Here is a 17638-nt window from a genome sequence, read left to right on the forward strand (position 1 = left end):
CAAGAGGATACTGCATTATGATTTTTGCGGTCATTGTGCCCATATTTTTATTGTTGGCACTGGGTTATCTGACTGTAAAGAGTCAAGTGTTAAACAAAGAACAGGTGGGGACGGTCGGTGCTTTTGTGATTAAAGTAGCCTTGCCCTTGCTGTTCTTTCAGTCCCTTGCCTCCAAAGACCTGCATGAAATCTGGTATTTTGAATACTTTGCCGTGTATAGCAGCGTGACCTTACTGCTCTATGGTAGCGGTTTCTCGATCATGCGCCGTCATTTTCAGAATACGCATTCGCAAAGTGCAGTGCTGTCGCTGGGCGCTGCAATGTCGAATACCGGCCTGATTGGTACAGCTGTGCTTAGCTTATTGATCGGGCAACAGGCGATGACCTATACCTCTTTGGTGGTCATCATTGAAAGCGTGTTGCTGATTCCGCTGGTGCTGGTCATGGCGGCGCTGGGCACACAACATCAGGCAAATCTTGGCGCCATTTTGAAAAGTGTACTGCTGACCTTGCTGAAGAATCCCTTATTTATGGGGGTTATGCTCGGCATGGCCTGTGCGGTTTTCCAGATTAAAATTCCAGTCTATCTCGATCAGGTCTTTGCTTTGATTGGTCAGACAGCCTCACCATTGGCCTTGTTTGCCATTGGCGGCGGGATCGTGGGAATGAGCCTGAAATATGTCAATCTGCAAAGTTTCTATCTGGTATTTTCCAGCAATATCATGATGCCGCTGTTGATGTATCTGGGACTGAGCCAGTTAACTGATTTAAGTCAGGAAATGGTCCATGCCGGTACGCTCATTGCCGCTTTGCCGATGCCGACGATTTTTGGCATGTTGGGACAGGCGTATGGTCTGAATGATCGAACTTTAACGCCATTGTTGATGAGTACCATTGCCGGTTTTATCGTGACCAGTGGCTTAATTGCCTTGTGGTGGGGATAATCTTTTAGAAGATGGATGCTCCACCACAAAAAAAGCCCCAAATTGCATGGGGCTTTTTTATGTTTGAGTTTTATCGGTTCACTTAACTTTTCTTCGCAGGTGCTTTTTTCTGTTCAGCCAGCATTTTATCTACTGCTGCTAAAGATTCCTTGGCCTGCGGAACATTTTGCTGCGCCAATGCAGCAAAGATTTTCTTCGCTTCTGGCAGGTTTTGCGGAACAATACTGCCATTGGCAAACATATTACCTACTGCCATCAGCGCCGGAATATAACCTTTTTTTGCCAGTTCCTGAATGCTGCTTAGGCCTTGCTGAATCGGTTTTTCATCTTTGTTTTTGAAACCGCTGCTGATGTCATATAAGGCTTTGGCATGAATGGCCTGCATATTACCTTTGCTGATCAACGGTTGCAGCTTTTGCAGTCCGGCTTTATTCGATGCTGCTGTATTTTCAGAAAACAGCAGTATGGCCAGATCAATGCTGGCATCATCAAATTTGGCTGCCGAAGCGCGTTCCAGATGCTGTTTGGCTTTGGTCAAATCCTGTTTGAGTCCGAGTGTGCCGGCTGCATAATTTTTACCCAGTACATAATTGGCCACCGGATAGCCTTTGCTGGCTGCCTGCTCGTAGAGCTGAATGGCTTTTTTCTCGTCCTTGGCTGTACCTTGGCCGGTCTGGGTCAAATAGCCTAAGTTATATAAAGCTTGGGCATTTCCTTGACTGGCCAATTGATTCAAAGCGTCATAGGCACCTTTAAAATTATTGGCTTTGACCATGGCCTCAACTTTTTGGAATTGGGGATCGACTTGATCTTTTACGGTATTTGCCAAAGCGAATTGCGCAGAAACGGCAAGAACTGTAGCGAGTACTAATTTTTTCATGGTTCCTATAACCTTATTATTGCTGGCACCTTATTCCTTGGTGCGATTTTAATCATTTTCACTTACATCATAAAAGGATTTTGTGCTTTGTAAATATACAATTTGTCACTAAATACAAATCATCGAAGCACAATACACCGATTAAATCAATGCATGATTCGGACAGGTTTCTGATCAATCTTGCAGATATCAAAAGGATTGCTTTGCTTCAGCCGACTTCTCTGATTAAATCTCGGTTTGAATCAGACTCCCAGGATTTAACCATGTTTGTCAAAACTATTAAACGTCACTATGACAGAATCAATGCTGATGAATCGATTGCCGATGAAGACAAGATTGATGCGCTGCTGATGAAACTTGGGGCAGAGTTTTTGATGAGTCAGGAAGACCGAGTATATATCTTTCAAAAAGGTGAACTCACGGCAAAGTTTGATGCCAAGCATGCGCGGGCCTATCATTTCAAAGATTATGTCGTGAAAGACATGAACAAGCTGTTTCATGGTTTCTAAAACAAAAAAGCCAAGAATTTCATCTTGGCTTTTTTTATGTGCTAAGTAGTCATTATTGCGGACGCGCCACATCACCACTTAAGGCTTCAGGAAGTTCCAGAACTTCTAGACCTAGCTCAGTCAATGCCTCAGGTTTTGCGACCACGAGTGCTTTATAACCGGTATCAGTCGTGATGCTATTGACGATTTCAACATCATTGCTCAGTTTGGTCGCAACATCAGGCGCGACACCTGTGCCTTGAACCAGATGTAACCAGTGTTTTGGCTTGGCTTTAAACCACAAGCGTGCAATGACTTCCTGACCCAGGTAGCAACCTTTATCGTAGTGAATGCCTTCGCGTTGATGCAAACGTAATTCTTGTGGTTGAAACAGGGTCGCGGTGGCAGCCTGAATCCAGGCTTGACCTGATTCAATAGCTTGCTGTTCCCACATCGTTACATCGGTTTCAGTCGCCATAAAGTCAGTATGAATGCCATTAACGGCTGGATAAACCGGACCAACCAGTTCCAGTTTCATTTTTGAAAAGGCGCCAAATTTCTTAATATGATTGGCCAGTTCCGTAGCCTGATCTGCAATGCTCACGATTTCAAAGCTTTCCGGACTGATTTTTTTAAGCCATAAGCCAAATTGAGTGCGTCCTTTCAGACTGCAGATTGCAGTATAGCGGGTCTGGTTTTCCGCCAAAGTTTCAGTATTCAAAGTCACCTGACCTTGAAGGAATTTTTGTGCATCTACACCATTCAGACTAAACAATGTAAAAGCAGGAGACGCTGCCATAATAAGCCCCGGTTTGAATACTATAAATCAATGCAGTTATTGTGCAGCAAGCATCAAATAGAGGCAAACAAAAAAGCCAACAATCGAAATCATTGGCTTTTAGCGAGCGGATCTTTAGTGGTGATGGTTAGCCGGTAATGGCGAATCGCAAGGGAATTTGCCTCCACAGACCCGTACGGTTTCCATCATGCCCTGATCTTCATGGTCGAGGATATGACAATGTTGTACAAAGTCACCTTCAAATTTCTTGTAATGGCTGCGGACAATATAGGTATAGTTTTGTTTTACAAAAAGCGTGTCCTTAAACTGTCCTTTCATGCCACGGTATTGCACATCATCCAGAACTGGATTCACCGGATCTTCTGGTGCCACTGCCTCACTGACATCCTTACCTTGAGGATTCAAAATTTTAACAATCTGGAACGGGTTAACATGAATATGGAACGGATGACCACCAAAACCAGCGCTGGTCAGTTCCCATTCATCAGTCTGTCCAACTTGTAATTGACGGACATATTCGCTATCCACTGAACCATCTCCATCAAAGAAATCTCCGAAACTCAGTGTATCTCCATCTTTTTTATGCCGGAAGCCAAATTTGAATACGCCAGTTCTAGGGTCGGAACCGAGCGAAAAAGCACTATATTGTTTTGGTCGGGCAGCAACTACTTTATCAATTTCCGGCATCATCAATGATGGATGATCACTAAACGCAGAAAGATTAAGCTGAGATAACTGGCTCTGGAGGTCTTTGCTTAACCCAATTTTTTGTGCCCGATCTTTCAGGAACTGGGCAGCAGTCTGAGCTTTGGTCTTGGCTGCTTTTACATTGACTCATCCCAGCAGTTGGGCATTGAGGCGATGATTTGGAGCAATTTGAGGACCTACATTCGGTAATGGCGCGTTAATTTCATCATCGATATTCAATTTGGTGTCAAAAAGGCAGTATCTATTGGTGGTCGGAAAGGCGACCATTGCATCATGACGATAGCCTGGATGGAACACGGACAGGATTCTGGTCTGTACATGATTCATGGTCAAGCCATCTTGCGCGATGGTATGCACATTCAGGCTATTCAGTTTCTCAAATTCAGCTTTCTTGTCTGCCTCCTGATAGACTGTACAGGCTTTAATGGTTTGTTCTGCAGTAAATTTACTGGAGTTAGGAATTTCCTTAATGATTAAACCAATGGTATCGCGTACACCGCCATGAATCATGCGCCAGCGGTTAAACTGATTCTGTTCTGCTTTGATCTCACCTAAAATTTTACCATTGATAGAGGTGTAGTAGTTATTGTCGCCCCAGGAGGCAAATGCAGCGAGGTCATTATAATTTTCCAGCATGCCTATACCTACACCTTCACAGTTATTGGGAACAGCGAATGTGATATTAGGATCGGGGTTGCTACAGCGATATTGGATTTGCTGGAACAACAGGATGTTTTCGTTCGGGTAACTGTTTTTTTCTTTCCATAGAATATCCATATCTCCAGTTGAGGTGACTTTGCCATTTTTGACTTTTGGTGTTCTTGAGCCTTCAACAATCAATGGACCTGCCATGCCATTCGACACCTGAAGAGCAGTTGAACCGTGCAGATGGGCATGATACCAGTAAGTCCCTGCGGGATGATTCGGTTCCATTTTGAACTGATAATCAAATTTTTCCTGAGGTTTGAATTTCAGGAAAACATTATCACTATTGCCTTGAGGACTGACCCAGAAGCCATGGGTATGCAGGTTGGTGGTATTAAAGCAGTGTGGTTCATTTACATTCTCAACATGAGTTGGACAGGTTGTTTCTGACTCGGGTGGCAGCTGGTTATTCAGGTTAAGTGCCATGGTTTCACCCTGTTTGACCCGAATCTGTGGCCCGACCAATTGGTCTTCAACATATTCACCAGTTTTTTTCTTATCAAATAAACTGGGTTTGGTTAGATAGCCTCTCAGCAGCACCTGATCCCATAAGCCGTTTCTGGGGTTATAGAATTTGCTGGTTTTATAGGCCACGATCAGCTCATATTTGCCTTTGGCACTTTTTGGTAATAGGGGTGGATTGCTAATCAAGCTGTCTGATGTTGTCGGAACGGGATGTGATGGCTTGGGTGGATGTATTGGGTGTGAGGGATGAGAGGGTTGGGACGGGTTAGATGGATTGGACGGTGGTGATGGATTTTTTGTTCCATCCCAACCGCGAGCTAAGAGCGTCAAAATGGCAGCTATAGCTCCGAATATTGCGATTTTCAACATTTCAGTTCTGCCTGTTATGGTTATTGTTTTAATGTGAGGATTGTGAATAACGTGACATGCGTCACACTGAGGTTCTGACAGTTTTAGAAAATCTGCTATCCCAAATTAGGGGATTGAAATTTTGCTAAACGCGGCGGCAGAACAGGCATCTAAAAACCGGTGCGACTATATTTTTTTATCTTTAGAAAAATGCACATAAAATTAATTATTTATTAGTTATATTAGTGGTTTAGGGTAATAATCAAATAAAAATTTAGAGAAATATTTTGCAACATAAGACTAAAGAATAAGGCGAATTATTCAGATTTTTTTAGCAAAAGACCGCTTTAAAGCAAAAATTCTAAAGTCTATGTAACAAATTTTTGCGAAAATACCGATTTTTATAATTAAGTATTTGAAAAATATAAAATTTGGGAAATGCTATTTGTGCAGCGTACAATGCTGCTATTACAAAAGTAACTCATCAATATCTATTGATGAATAAAAATAGAGATAAACGAGGGCAGGCAAGCTTATGAACAACAACTACCGTAAACCGCTGCAATTCACCCAGCTGGAATATTACGACGTGCGACAGGCCGTAGAAGATATTCAGCCAGGCGCATATGCCAAACTTCCTTATACTTCCAAAGTCCTGGCAGAGCAGTTGGTGCGTCGTTGTGATCCTGCCATTCTGGAACAGTCTTTACGCCAGCTGATTGAGCGTAAACAGGAACATGATTTTCCTTGGTATCCGGCACGTGTAGTGTGTCATGACATCTTGGGGCAAACGGCACTGGTTGATCTAGCTGGTTTGCGTGATGCGATTGCCGATCAGGGCGGTGACCCGTCTAAAGTCAATCCGGTAGTTCCAACCCAACTGATTGTCGATCATTCACTGGCGGTTGAGTTTGGTGGTTTTGATCCGGATGCGTTTGAGAAAAACCGTGCCATTGAAGACCGTCGTAATGAAGACCGTTTTCATTTTATTGAATGGACCAAAACTGCCTTTGAAAATGTCGATGTGATTCCTGCGGGTAATGGCATCATGCACCAGATCAATCTGGAGAAAATGTCTCCGGTGATTCAAAACCGTGATGGTCTGGCATTCCCGGACACCTGTGTCGGTACAGATTCGCATACGCCACATACCGATGCATTGGGCGTGATCTCGATTGGTGTTGGCGGCTTGGAAGCCGAAAACGTGATGCTGGGCCGTGCATCGTGGATGCGTCTGCCGGATATTATTGGTGTGGAATTGGTGGGTCAGCGCAAGCCGGGCATTACCGCAACCGATATCGTCTTGGCATTAACCGAATTCCTGCGTAAAGAACGTGTGGTTGGCGCATATTTAGAATTCTTTGGTGAAGGTGCTGACAGCATGTCGGTGGGTGATCGTGCCACGATTTCCAACATGACCCCGGAATATGGCGCAACGGCTGCGATGTTCTATATCGACCAGAACACCATTGATTATCTGACTTTGACCGGCCGTGAACCTGAGCAAGTCAAACTGGTCGAAACTTATGCCAAAGAAATTGGTCTTTGGGCATCGGATATGACTCAAGCGGAATATCCACGTGTGCTGCGTTTCGATTTATCGACTGTGACACGTAATATCGCTGGCCCATCGAATCCGCATGCACGAGTATCGACATCTGACCTGAAAGAAAAAGGTATTGCCGGTAATTTAGAAGCAGCTCGCGCGCAAGAAGCAGAAGGCTTGATGCCAGATGGTGCGGTGATTATCGCGGCGATTACCTCTTGTACTAATACCTCTAACCCGCGAAATACCGTGGCGGCAGGTTTACTGGCGCGTAAAGCCAATGAATTGGGCTTGGTGCGTAAACCTTGGGTGAAATCTTCTTTTGCACCGGGTTCTAAAGCGGCTGCCTTGTATTTGGAAGAAGCAGGCGTACTTAAAGATTTAGAAAAACTGGGCTTTGGTATCGTGGCCTATGCCTGTACCACCTGTAACGGCATGTCGGGTGCACTCGATCCAAAGATTCAACAGGAAATTATTGACCGTGACTTATATGCTACAGCAGTGCTTTCGGGCAACCGTAACTTCGATGGGCGTATTCATCCATATGCGAAACAGGCTTTCTTGGCTTCACCACCTTTAGTGGTGGCTTATGCGATTGCCGGTACGATTCGTTTTGACATCGAAAAAGATGTACTTGGTACTGATAAAGACGGCAACCCGATTTATCTAAAAGATATCTGGCCATCGGATGAAGAAATTGATGCGCTGGTAAAAGTTGCTGTAAAACCAGAACAATTCAAAAAAATCTATATTCCGATGTTCGACTTGGGGGTGAATGAAAAGGCAACAAGTCCGCTGTATGACTGGCGTCCCCAAAGTACGTATATTCGCCGTCCGCCGTATTGGGAAGGGGCTTTGGCTGCACCGCGTACCTTGTCAAATATGCGCCCGCTGGCGATCTTGGGCGATAATATTACCACTGATCATTTGTCGCCTTCGAATGCCATTGTGCTCGACAGTGCTTCAGGTGAATACCTGAAAAAAATGGGCGTGCCTGAGGAAGACTTTAACTCTTATGCAACGCATCGCGGTGATCACCTGACGACGCAACGTGCGACTTTTGCCAACCCGAAACTGTTTAATGAGATGGTAGTGCGTTCAGACGGCACGATCAAGCAGGGTTCGAAAGCGCGTGTGGAACCTGAAGGCGAAGTGATGCGGATGTGGGAAGCGATTGAAATCTACATGAACCGTAAACAACCGTTGATCATTATTGCCGGTAAGGATTATGGTCAGGGTTCTAGCCGTGACTGGGCAGCAAAAGGTGTGCGTCTGGCAGGTGTAGAAGCCATTGTCGCTGAAGGTTTTGAACGTATTCACCGTACCAACCTGGTGGGTATGGGCGTGTTACCGCTTGAGTTTAAGCCGGGTACAGATCGTAAAACATTGAAGCTGGATGGTACAGAGCTGTATAGCGTGATTGGTAATATTGCGCCACGTTCGACTTTAACTTTAGTAATTGAGCGTTCAACCGATGATGGTAAGAACCAGATTATTGAAGTACCAGTCACTTGCCGTCTGGATACTGAAGAAGAAGTACATGTGTATGAAGCGGGTGGGGTATTGCAACGCTTTGCACAGGATTTCCTGGAAGGGAATGTGGCTTGATTTAAGTTACTTCTTTTTAATCCACCCCAACCCTCCTTTTTAAAAGGAGGGAGTTCTCATCTTTTTGAATGATAAGAAGCATTGCTTCGCAAGGGTGAAGTTAAAATTATTGAAGTTGTTTAAAAAGACCCTACTGTGAAGTGGGGTTTTTATTTAGAGCATTAATGTCTTTATCAAGAAAATACAAACAGGTACTTTTCTTTTTATACTTAAGCAATTGAGCTTCCTCAATGATTAAAGACGTCTATAACTTTAAGGGAATATAAAATTTCATATGGCTATGGTGATAATTTTGTATTAACGCACTGCGCTATACTTGGCCTTATGCATCACTTATCTCAATGTTATTAAACTAGTTAACTTGAAAAAAAATAATAAATTATTACTTAATTAATGAGTTACTAAATAATAATTAGAAATACTACTTCGCCCAAATGCCACCATCATTTACAAAAATGGACAATAGACATTCATCACTGGAGGGTTATACTAGACAGACCATTTCTAAAACCATGGAGAACAAAGATGGTTACTGCTGGCGAAAAACCCGGAACAGGCTTCTATTTTTGTGTTCAATGCGGACACCGCACCTACTTAGAAATTGGTACTGATCGTTTACCACCGTGTACCAAATGCCAAGGCAATCAATTTAACAATAAGAATGCCTAAGCAAAACAACTCAAACAGTTACCCTCTGTTTTGAACGAAAGCCCTATTACTCGATAGGGCTTTTTGCTGTGGTATCCAAATCTCATACATAGAAATAAAAGATTATTATGAGAAAACAGTTTTATGTTGGGAGGAATCTTAGTTTAAAGCAAAAAATTATAATAAATTCAAAAAACTATTTGAACTCTTAGTATAAAAGGTATAGGTTGTCTGCTTTAAAAATTAGCTAACCACTTAAAACTAAGGTTAGATTTCCGGGGGGAAACAATGAAAAAATTTACAGCTTTAATATTAGGCAGTGCAATCCTATTTACTTCAGGTTGTGCCACGATGTTTAATGGTTCAACCCAAACTGTGAATATCCGTAGTAATGATGAATTGGCTAAGTTATATGTCAATGAAGAATATATGGGGCAGCGTAATACAGTCTACACTTTCAAAAAGAAAGAAAATTATGTAATTAAAGCAGAGAAGCAAGGCTGCCAAACCAACATCGTTATTCCACAAAAAACTTTTGATCCAACAACTTTATTAGGTGTTTTCTTGGATTGGGGAATTATCTCTATTCTCGTTGTGGATGGTGCTGCTACTGGTGCATGGCAAAAGTTCAGCCAGACAAGTTTTGTAGTGGATCCTAATTGTTAAATAGTTCACTCCGATTTAAAAAATATCCCATTAAATAATGGGATATTTTTTTTATAGATTTTATTATTTTCTTAAAATATTATTGTTTGAAAATTAACCAATAAAACCCCATATAAAACTCTAGATTCACAATGTTTAGGGCAGCTCAATTGCAACATTATCTTGATCTTAATCATGACTCAGGTGTTGCCAATTACGAGATTGGTAACGAGTTTATTCGGGTTCAATTTAAGAAAAACTCGAAAGTTTATACTTATAGCTATAGCAGTTCCGGTTATCAGCATGTCGAAAACATGAAACAGCTCGCTCAATATGGCGATGGTCTGAATGCCTATATCAATCATCATACCCGACAGCTCTTTGTACGATAAAACTGGTCTGCTTCTTGCTTCAGTGAAAGTCCTAGAAGGCAAATATTTTCTAAAGAGTAAATACCTGCCTAGAAATAGTGCAAGTGCATATATTAAAAAGAGGGCTATCAACTATGGATATTCAACAGCACGCACCAGAGTCAGGAAAATTAGATAAAAAAGCCCATTTCTATTCCGCATGGCCGCTCATCTTGATTCTTTTCGGGGGCGCGATTGGCTCGTTTTACGCTGTGATCGCTTACCTGCTTAACCTGAAAATTTATAGTTCTGAACTGACCAGGCTCAACAAGGTCTTGGCCAATCTTCTGTGCGGGATGTCCGCGATTAGTGCCTGGTGGTTTAGTGCGCAATGGATTCAGGGAACATTCTTTCAATAAAATAGCAATCCTGTCCTGAATATAAATTGCAATAAAGTCTCATTTTGGCGAATAAAAAAGCATAAAAAATTGGAAATGGAATTTATTTCTCTATATGTGGGTTAATAGTGAAATAAATTTTCAGATTTAATGCAAATTAAAAAAACATAGGAAATTAATCCCGTCCATCTTTGCCTAATATAGCTTTCAAGGGTGTGATGGGATCGGAAAGAGTAGCATGCTGTGAGCGGCGCAAAACGCGAGTGCAGTACGAACCCAAAAGGTCTCGATTCGGCTTAGGACGCTATAGACCAAAAGTTTATAGGCTATAAGATCAGGTCTTACAAAGAATGATAGTTGAAGTAAACCATTGCGAGTTTTCCCAACACCCTAAAAAATTCTCCAGCAATATACGTAGAATTAAAAATTAAAATAAATATAAATCATGAATTTAATAAAAATATCCAGCTAAGCAAGATACAAATAAGCCCTTCATTTCTCAACCTGATCTGTTATTTTAAAAACATCAGTTGCCCCTTAGGGGAATCCTCATGAATCTCGATATCTGGTGCCGTTTTTTACTGTTTTGCACACTCATTAATTATGTCATTCTCATGATCTGGTTCATGGTCTTTATTTTTGCTCGAAACTGGATGAAGCAGGTGCATGGAAAATGGTTTCAGCTGTCAGATACCAGTTTCGATGTGATTCATTATTCAGGAATGGCTGTGTATAAAATTGGCATTCTGCTGTTTAACCTGACGCCGTTAATTGCAATCTATCTGATGAATCAAAGTTAAGTGTTAGGTTGATTAAATCTTCAAGTGATAAAAATAAGATTGGATTAGTATCATTTTATCGCTACTTGATAGCGTGACAGGATCAATAAGAACGAAAAAAGATTTCAAAGGAGTTGAAGGATGAATCAATTCAAACCGGCCCTTATTTTAGGTGCCTTGATCGGCTTAGGGATGATTATTGCCGGATGGATTCTGGGTAATAGCGCGCTGAAAATTAAACAATATGAACGTATAGTTTCGGTCAAAGGCTTGTCGGAACGTGAAGTCAAAGCCGATGTGGCGGTATGGCCAATCCGCTTTAATGCCGGCAGTCAGGATCTGGCTGAATTGTACGATACCATGCAAACCAATACCCAGGAAATTCAGACCTTCTTAAAAAATGAAGGATTTAGCGTGGAAGAAATTACCAGTGCTTCACCGAGTATTACTGATAAATATGCCCAGCAATATGGCGGGGATGCCAATGTCGCACTGCGTTATACCGCCAGCCAGACCATCACCGTCTATACCCACAAAATAGATGCAGTACGCGCGGCACAAAGTCGCCTGGTGGCCTTGGGCAGAAAAGGCATTGCCTTTGCAGGGGATGATTCTGGGCAAAGAACGGAATATTTATTTACCAAGCTGAATGACATCAAGCCGGCGATGATTGAACAAGCCACCGAAAATGCCCGAAGTGTGGCAGAAAAATTTGCTGCAGATTCAAAAAGCAGTCTGGGCAAAATCAAGTCCGCCAATCAGGGGCTGTTTAGTATTGAAGATCGCGACAGCAATACGCCGTATTTGAAAAAAGTACGCGTGGTCTCGACGGTCGATTATTATCTGGCAGATTAAGCTGAGCTGGTCAAGCACGGTAATTGACAGCCTAGAAGCCGCTTGTTATTTTGCGCGCATTATTCCAGATGCTGTACCCTTAAAATGCCCATCAACCATGACTTTGTCTATTGTCCACCGCAAGAACCACTGCATATCGTTTATGAAGATGATGATCTGGTGGTAATTGAAAAGCCGGCCGGATTATTGTCGGTTCCGGGGCGTTTACCTGAACATCATGACAGTGCCTATTTGCGGGTTCTGAACCAGTATCCGCAGGCCAAAATTACCCATCGTCTGGATATGGCCACCTCCGGTATTTTGATGTTTGCCAAACACCGCGATGCAGAAGTGGCAGTGAGTAAAATGTTTCAGGCACGCACGGTACTTAAAAATTATGTCGCGCTGGTACAAGGCAAACTTGAGGGTGAGGGCAGCGTCGAAGTACCTTTGATTACCGACTGGGAAAACCGTCCGCGTCAGATGGTGCATTTTGAACTGGGCAAGGCCGCCAAAACCTTGTATCAGGCCTTAGAATATCTACCCCAGCAAGACATTAGTCGGGTGTTGTTGACCCCCATTACCGGCCGTTCCCATCAGCTACGAGTGCATATGCTGCATATCGGTCATCCCATTACTGGCGATAAAATTTATCATCCTGAACCCCAGCGCAGTCCTTTAAATCGTATGGCCTTGCATGCCAGTTATTTGGCTTTTACCCAGCCTTTGAGTGGTGTTGCGGTCGAAATTAAGGCAGACATACCATTCTAATTTGATTCTGCTTAATAGTTAGATTCAACCGGACACATGCTTTTTAAGCTCATAAATATGATCAGGATCAAGCTCTTAAACTGGGCAATCCGAATAAAAAAGTGTGAGAATTTATTTCGATAACAGCGTGGAAATGAGTGGCTTTATAAGCATGTTCAAATGAAATTTTCTACTGATCCATTGCCTGATCGGCTGTTACTGCAGAATATAAATTTTAATGTTCGGTTTATCTCTTGATGATGAGCCTAGAGAATTTTTATTCTTTTATCTCTCGCTATAGGCCTGATATCTTTATTTTTCAGGTTTTTTAATTTTGCTTTTATTATTTTTAAACTTTTAAATTATATCTTTTGATATAAAAAATATCGTAAGTTGTTTCAGAATGGATTTGACTTGAGCCGGAAAGCAGTCAGTCATACATGACTTGTACATAAATATTTTGTAGAAAAATAAAATGAATGAATGACTTAGTGGTGATCAACGGCTTTGCTTATCTGTCCGAAGTGATGCAAAATTAATCATGACTTTATAATAAATTTTTAATTTGATGGTTTAGGGCGCTGCCCGGGGTTAAAGGAAAGAACGATGCTCAGTATGGCTCTCTTCGTTCTCGCGAGTATTTTAATATGTGCATTGCTATGGAGCTTGAAGGTACAGGCCTCATTACGCAGCAATATCCAGTTTTTACAGGAAAACCTGGATCATTCCCGCAGCAAATTGGCAGATTATGAAACTCAAGTCGATGAATTGAATTATGAAATCACCCAATTGCGGCTACAGAATGGCAGTTTAAACATTGCGCTGAATAAATATAAAAAATATCAGGATATCTGGGATATCGAGCAATATATTATTAACCGGACTTTGCAGGCCGAAAACTTTGTTGAAGCGACCAAGCTGGATGCTTCGATCATGATCGATGATCTCAAAGCCTATATCACAAGAGTAAAAGATTATCTTGCCCAGTTTCAGGCGCAGGTCGTGGCCGAGGTTGAGCAGGAGGCCCGACAAAGTTTGCACGGTTATTATGAACAGGCTAAACAACAGCATCGCTTGCAAGAGGTATTGAGTGCTTTAGAGCATAAAATACAGGCCCAGCGCTTCGGCTTGCAGCTTCCCGCAACACAGGTTTTAGAGCAGCTGATTGAGGGTTATGGCGAAACGGATGCGGTTCGGCATTTACGCAATGTCCGTGACAGAATTCAACAGGCCATAGAAAAACAGCAGGTGGCGAGCTGTAATTATGTCGACGATAATCGCCGTCGAAGTACTATTGAAATCCTGAGTCTGGCTTTCAACTGTAAGGCAGATTTATATCTCTCTCAATTAAGCACAGAAAATCTGGGCGAGATATTGCAAGCCTTAAAGGATGATTATGTCTTGCTGAATTATACCGGGCAGGCACTGAGTCAGGCGATGATTCAAGAATCCTATCTTGATCTGCGTTTAGAGGAGCTCAAGTTTGCTGCACTGGTGTTGCAATTGAAACAAGATCATCTGCATCCATACATCGCTTAGATCATGACACTCATAGGTCTAGAAGATTTTTACCAGAGTATTCTGAATGCCATAAGTTGGTTTAGATCCTGATATTTTTCAGGATTTTTGGCCTTGAGGAATCTTGAATATATTGATCCCCTTATTTATTTTTATATTTATAAAAATCATATGTTTATTTATGGTTAAAAGATAATATTTTTTGTCTGTATCTCGATAATTGTACAAAAATCAGCTAATCTTAAATGCAGAATAAAACAGCATCATAATAAGGATACTTCTATGTCACGTGATTACAATCAATTCCCTGACGATGAAAATGGCAATGTACTGTGGCAAATGCATCAGGATGGCGACGACTTGCAAGAAGCGCACGAAATTGAATTTTCCATTGCCTTTGCGGATGAAGCGCAGGCAGATCGTTGTGCCTTGCATCTATTAAAAGAAGAGCAAAAAATCAGCCTGTTTCAGGACGAAGAAAGCGATACCCTGGAATGGATTATCACGATTTATGTGTATATGGAACCTGCTTACGAAGATATCGTGGATCTGGAACAATGGTTCAGCAAAATCGCGGCACAATTTCAGGGTGAATATGATGGCTGGGGTTGCATGGCCTATGTCTATGATGATGAGCTGGATGACGAAGAGAGCGGCCTGCGTAGTAGCTGAGCATGCTTGTATTTAAATGATTTAAAGTAAGAAACCCGGTGCTGCCGGGTTTTTTTATTGCTCTATTTAATCGTTATATGAAGATTTGAGCTTGAGTATAGATACATACTCATTATATATAGCCAGCTCAAAACTGGATAAAATAACTTAGATGAGTACTTAACTCAGGCTGATAATTTAGCCACAACAAATGCAGGGAATATCCTGCAATAAAAAAATAATAACAACAAAGGACAAGAAAAAATGAGTTACACCTTAAAAATGCATCGTGTGTTTAGCGCACCACCGGAGCGGGTGTATCGTGCCTTTGTGCATCCGGATGCACTGGCCAAATGGCTGGCACCACATGGCTTTATTGCCAAAGTAGAACATGCAGAAGTTAAACCCGGCGGCAGCTATAAAACCACCTTTACCAATTTTTCTACCGGGACCCAGCATCATTTTCATGGTGTTTATCATGAGGTCATTCCCAATCAGTTGCTGCGCTATACCGATCAGTTTTCTACCCCCGAATTGCAGGGTGAAATAGAGGTCACGATCATCTTTGAAAAAGTGTCAATCGGTACCGGTTTACACATTATTCAGGTGGGTTATCCGGATGTGGTGCCGCCAGCGGTATGTCATTTGAGTTGGCAGGAATCACTGCAACTCCTGTCTTTGCTGGTTAATCCGCAGATTTCAGACAATTAATTCCTTGGATCTCCTGTGTTGGTTTCATCCCAATGTCCTCTCCATCAGCGCGCCTGACAAAGATGCTATACTGTGCGCTTATTTGTTTCATTTATTTAATTTTTCTCTTTTTTCGAGGTTCTTATGGGTCTGCCAAACTGTCCAAAATGTCAATCTGAATATACCTATGCAGATGGCGATCTACTGATCTGTCCAGAATGCGCACACGAGTGGAAAGAAGGTGAAGTCACTGAAGAGCAAGTGATCATTAAGGATGCCAATGGCAATGTGCTGGCGGACGGTGATAGCGTAACGGTGATTAAAGACCTGAAAATCAAAGGTTCATCTTCAGTGCTGAAAGTGGGCACCAAAGTCAAAAGTATCCGCTTGCTGCCTGATGCTGCCGATGGGCATGATATCGATTGTAAAATCGAGGGAATCGGCCCGATGAAACTGAAATCCGAATATGTCAAGAAAGCTTAAATTTAGCCTTAGACTAAAATTCTGACGAGAGAATAATACGGTTGATTAATCGTATTATTCTCATTATTGCTGAAATTCGGGGCTGATCATTTTTCTACCGCCCTAGTCCTCACATTTCGATTTGAGATCCCTTTAATGCCGCACCTGCATCTGGAATATTCTGACAATCTGCAACATATCGAGATCAAACCCTTATTGGTTGCTATCCATCAGGCACTTTTTAACGCCGGCCATGTCACCGATCCCAATGATTTAAAAAGTCGTGCGATTATGCAGCAGGATTATGTGATTGGACTGAATGTTGTTACAGATCAGGCCTATGTGCATGCTAAAGTTTCACTGTTGAGCGGGCGCAGTGTCGAAGTTCGTCAGGCAATTTCCGAATTGGTGCTCGACGTCATGCAGCAATATATTGCGGCCCAGCCAGACTTAAAAATACAGCTTTGTGTCGAAATCATTGAAATGCCAAAGCAGACCTATAGTAAAGCCATTATCTGAATGATGGCTTTTATCTGTTGATATGGCATGGATCAAATGCCTTAAAACTTTATTAATGCCATACGAAATTTATAAACAGATCGACTTGGTCTGTAACAGCCCGCTATCTTATTCAGATCTAAAATTATTTCTATTTTTAAATGACGCTTTATGTCATTTACAGACATACGATAAAAGTTCTAAAGTAACTTTTAATCGCTGCTGATTTTTGAATCATCCAATCTAGAAACGGCATATTCATCCGGATTGAAATAAAAATACTTTAAAAAATAATCTTCAGGTGAGCTGTATCCAATCCGGCAGTGGGAAGAGCAAAGCGAGAATAACGCTTTAGCATAGGCAAAATAATAAGAACAAAAAGATCAGAAATCCGGTCGGTTAATTGAATCCCAGATTTCAGGTCTGACTTATCCGATTGAGGAAAATTTGATGCAGATTTTTGGGGATGAACAATTGGCTCGGGAAGTCATGGCATTTCTTCGAGAGTGGGACAATGCCATAGCCAGACTTGAAATTCAGGATATTATTCAATTATGCCGACCGGAGATCAGTCTGGTCGATGTCAGTATGGAAGTGAAAGGTGTCGAAGCCTATCAGGCACTCTGGCAACAATATCGAAGCTTTATGCCGGAAGGAATACGCATCGAACGCCAAGATATTAATATTCATGTCACTTCTGATCTGGCTGTAGTCGATGGTTATGTCCGGGTGAATTATGCGGTGATTGAACCGATTTTTCAGTTGGGCTGGTGTCGGGTCAGCATGTGTCTCAGCAAGCAGCAGGGCAAATGGCAATTGCTGCATCAACATACTTCAGTCCCTGTGCAACTCGAAACCCGGAAAATGCGCCGGATCAAAAGCGTGAGTTAATCTATTTACCTGAAAAGATTTAAGTGAAATATC

The 17638-nt window shown here is 42.1% G+C and carries 18 protein-coding genes and 1 pseudogene; 16 read left to right on the forward strand and 3 right to left on the reverse strand.

The features are described 5' to 3' along the window. Positions 1 to 17: 17 nt before the first annotated feature. Complete coding sequence (locus tag FTV42_RS12800; protein ID WP_180038983.1) at positions 18 to 944, forward strand: AEC family transporter; 927 nt, start codon at positions 18 to 20, stop codon at positions 942 to 944. An 82-nt stretch (positions 945 to 1026) separates the two neighbouring features. On the opposite strand, the gene FTV42_RS12805 is transcribed toward FTV42_RS12800, so the two are convergent. Then, complete coding sequence (locus FTV42_RS12805; protein ID WP_180038984.1) at positions 1027 to 1824, reverse strand: tetratricopeptide repeat protein; 798 nt, start codon at positions 1822 to 1824, stop codon at positions 1027 to 1029. Positions 1825 to 2087: 263 nt separating this feature from the next. Between FTV42_RS12805 and FTV42_RS12810 the strand changes: the two genes are divergently transcribed. Beyond that, the gene (locus tag FTV42_RS12810) at positions 2088 to 2333 is read left to right on the forward strand and encodes a hypothetical protein (RefSeq protein ID WP_005106153.1); all 246 of its coding nucleotides are present in this window, start codon (positions 2088 to 2090) and stop codon (positions 2331 to 2333) included. Between the two features lie 52 nt (positions 2334 to 2385). Here FTV42_RS12810 and FTV42_RS12815 read toward each other — a convergent pair whose 3' ends face one another. Together FTV42_RS12815 and FTV42_RS12820 are read right to left on the reverse strand one after the other, a co-directional pair. Continuing rightward, a complete protein-coding gene (locus tag FTV42_RS12815) occupies positions 2386 to 3111 on the reverse strand; it encodes a folate-binding protein YgfZ (RefSeq protein WP_180038985.1) in 726 nt (241 codons plus the stop codon). Positions 3112 to 3225: 114 nt separating this feature from the next. Continuing rightward, positions 3226 to 5358 (reverse strand): annotated as a pseudogene (locus FTV42_RS12820) (multicopper oxidase family protein). A gap of 514 nt (positions 5359 to 5872) precedes the next feature. Between FTV42_RS12820 and acnD the strand changes: the two are divergent. The 14 genes from acnD (at position 5873) to FTV42_RS12890 (ending at position 17605) form a co-directional block, all read left to right on the forward strand. Continuing rightward, entirely contained in the window at positions 5873 to 8491 is a 2619-nt protein-coding gene (gene acnD, locus FTV42_RS12825) for a Fe/S-dependent 2-methylisocitrate dehydratase AcnD (protein ID WP_180038986.1), read from the forward strand. A gap of 525 nt (positions 8492 to 9016) precedes the next feature. Continuing rightward, positions 9017 to 9160 carry a zinc ribbon-containing protein gene (locus FTV42_RS12830; RefSeq protein ID WP_004645925.1) on the forward strand — a complete coding sequence of 48 codons (144 nt, stop codon included), beginning with the start codon at positions 9017 to 9019 and terminating at the stop codon, positions 9158 to 9160. Positions 9161 to 9427: 267 nt separating this feature from the next. Beyond that, a complete protein-coding gene (locus FTV42_RS12835; protein ID WP_180038987.1) occupies positions 9428 to 9805 on the forward strand; it encodes a hypothetical protein in 378 nt (125 codons plus the stop codon). A gap of 149 nt (positions 9806 to 9954) precedes the next feature. After that, entirely contained in the window at positions 9955 to 10176 is a 222-nt protein-coding gene (locus FTV42_RS12840; protein ID WP_180039000.1) for a hypothetical protein, read from the forward strand. Positions 10177 to 10289: 113 nt separating this feature from the next. Next, positions 10290 to 10553 carry a hypothetical protein gene (locus FTV42_RS12845; protein ID WP_004281730.1) on the forward strand — a complete coding sequence of 88 codons (264 nt, stop codon included), beginning with the start codon at positions 10290 to 10292 and terminating at the stop codon, positions 10551 to 10553. A 530-nt stretch (positions 10554 to 11083) separates the two neighbouring features. Continuing rightward, positions 11084 to 11332 (forward strand): DUF6868 family protein, encoded by a 249-nt coding sequence (locus FTV42_RS12850; protein ID WP_180038988.1) that lies wholly within the window; start codon positions 11084 to 11086, stop codon positions 11330 to 11332. A 120-nt stretch (positions 11333 to 11452) separates the two neighbouring features. Continuing rightward, a complete protein-coding gene (locus tag FTV42_RS12855; RefSeq protein WP_005266007.1) occupies positions 11453 to 12166 on the forward strand; it encodes an SIMPL domain-containing protein in 714 nt (237 codons plus the stop codon). Between the two features lie 84 nt (positions 12167 to 12250). Next, the gene (locus FTV42_RS12860) at positions 12251 to 12916 is read left to right on the forward strand and encodes a pseudouridine synthase (RefSeq protein ID WP_180038989.1); all 666 of its coding nucleotides are present in this window, start codon (positions 12251 to 12253) and stop codon (positions 12914 to 12916) included. Between the two features lie 585 nt (positions 12917 to 13501). Next, positions 13502 to 14434, forward strand: coding sequence for a DUF4041 domain-containing protein (locus FTV42_RS12865; RefSeq protein WP_180038990.1), 933 nt, complete (start codon positions 13502 to 13504; stop codon positions 14432 to 14434). Between the two features lie 261 nt (positions 14435 to 14695). Next, positions 14696 to 15085 carry a ribonuclease E inhibitor RraB gene (locus FTV42_RS12870; protein ID WP_180038991.1) on the forward strand — a complete coding sequence of 130 codons (390 nt, stop codon included), beginning with the start codon at positions 14696 to 14698 and terminating at the stop codon, positions 15083 to 15085. A gap of 243 nt (positions 15086 to 15328) precedes the next feature. Beyond that, complete coding sequence (locus FTV42_RS12875) at positions 15329 to 15775, forward strand: SRPBCC domain-containing protein (protein WP_005106162.1); 447 nt, start codon at positions 15329 to 15331, stop codon at positions 15773 to 15775. 123 nt (positions 15776 to 15898) lie between these two features. Beyond that, on the forward strand, positions 15899 to 16237 hold the full coding sequence (locus tag FTV42_RS12880; protein WP_180038992.1) for a zinc ribbon domain-containing protein YjdM: 339 nt from the start codon (positions 15899 to 15901) through the stop codon (positions 16235 to 16237). A gap of 135 nt (positions 16238 to 16372) precedes the next feature. Next, positions 16373 to 16735, forward strand: coding sequence for a 5-carboxymethyl-2-hydroxymuconate Delta-isomerase (locus FTV42_RS12885; protein WP_129717772.1), 363 nt, complete (start codon positions 16373 to 16375; stop codon positions 16733 to 16735). A 429-nt stretch (positions 16736 to 17164) separates the two neighbouring features. Then, the gene (locus FTV42_RS12890) at positions 17165 to 17605 is read left to right on the forward strand and encodes a nuclear transport factor 2 family protein (RefSeq protein ID WP_180038993.1); all 441 of its coding nucleotides are present in this window, start codon (positions 17165 to 17167) and stop codon (positions 17603 to 17605) included. Positions 17606 to 17638 lie beyond the last annotated feature (33 nt).

Source organism: Acinetobacter sp. YH16052, from assembly GCF_013417155.1.
GTDB lineage: Bacteria > Pseudomonadota > Gammaproteobacteria > Pseudomonadales > Moraxellaceae > Acinetobacter.

What these genes read in the sequence shown, in the direction of transcription:
- FTV42_RS12800 (WP_180038983.1), top strand. Translation starts at nt 18, where the DNA reads ATGATTTTTGCGGTCATTGTGCCCATATTTTTATTGTTGGCACTGGGT.
- FTV42_RS12805 (WP_180038984.1), bottom strand. Translation starts at nt 1,824, where the DNA reads ATGAAAAAATTAGTACTCGCTACAGTTCTTGCCGTTTCTGCGCAATTC.
- FTV42_RS12810 (WP_005106153.1), top strand. Translation starts at nt 2,088, where the DNA reads ATGTTTGTCAAAACTATTAAACGTCACTATGACAGAATCAATGCTGAT.
- FTV42_RS12815 (WP_180038985.1), bottom strand. Translation starts at nt 3,111, where the DNA reads ATGGCAGCGTCTCCTGCTTTTACATTGTTTAGTCTGAATGGTGTAGAT.
- acnD (WP_180038986.1), top strand. Translation starts at nt 5,873, where the DNA reads ATGAACAACAACTACCGTAAACCGCTGCAATTCACCCAGCTGGAATAT.
- FTV42_RS12830 (WP_004645925.1), top strand. Translation starts at nt 9,017, where the DNA reads ATGGTTACTGCTGGCGAAAAACCCGGAACAGGCTTCTATTTTTGTGTT.
- FTV42_RS12835 (WP_180038987.1), top strand. Translation starts at nt 9,428, where the DNA reads ATGAAAAAATTTACAGCTTTAATATTAGGCAGTGCAATCCTATTTACT.
- FTV42_RS12845 (WP_004281730.1), top strand. Translation starts at nt 10,290, where the DNA reads ATGGATATTCAACAGCACGCACCAGAGTCAGGAAAATTAGATAAAAAA.
- FTV42_RS12850 (WP_180038988.1), top strand. Translation starts at nt 11,084, where the DNA reads ATGAATCTCGATATCTGGTGCCGTTTTTTACTGTTTTGCACACTCATT.
- FTV42_RS12855 (WP_005266007.1), top strand. Translation starts at nt 11,453, where the DNA reads ATGAATCAATTCAAACCGGCCCTTATTTTAGGTGCCTTGATCGGCTTA.
- FTV42_RS12860 (WP_180038989.1), top strand. Translation starts at nt 12,251, where the DNA reads ATGCCCATCAACCATGACTTTGTCTATTGTCCACCGCAAGAACCACTG.
- FTV42_RS12865 (WP_180038990.1), top strand. Translation starts at nt 13,502, where the DNA reads ATGCTCAGTATGGCTCTCTTCGTTCTCGCGAGTATTTTAATATGTGCA.
- FTV42_RS12870 (WP_180038991.1), top strand. Translation starts at nt 14,696, where the DNA reads ATGTCACGTGATTACAATCAATTCCCTGACGATGAAAATGGCAATGTA.
- FTV42_RS12875 (WP_005106162.1), top strand. Translation starts at nt 15,329, where the DNA reads ATGAGTTACACCTTAAAAATGCATCGTGTGTTTAGCGCACCACCGGAG.
- FTV42_RS12880 (WP_180038992.1), top strand. Translation starts at nt 15,899, where the DNA reads ATGGGTCTGCCAAACTGTCCAAAATGTCAATCTGAATATACCTATGCA.
- FTV42_RS12885 (WP_129717772.1), top strand. Translation starts at nt 16,373, where the DNA reads ATGCCGCACCTGCATCTGGAATATTCTGACAATCTGCAACATATCGAG.
- FTV42_RS12890 (WP_180038993.1), top strand. Translation starts at nt 17,165, where the DNA reads ATGCAGATTTTTGGGGATGAACAATTGGCTCGGGAAGTCATGGCATTT.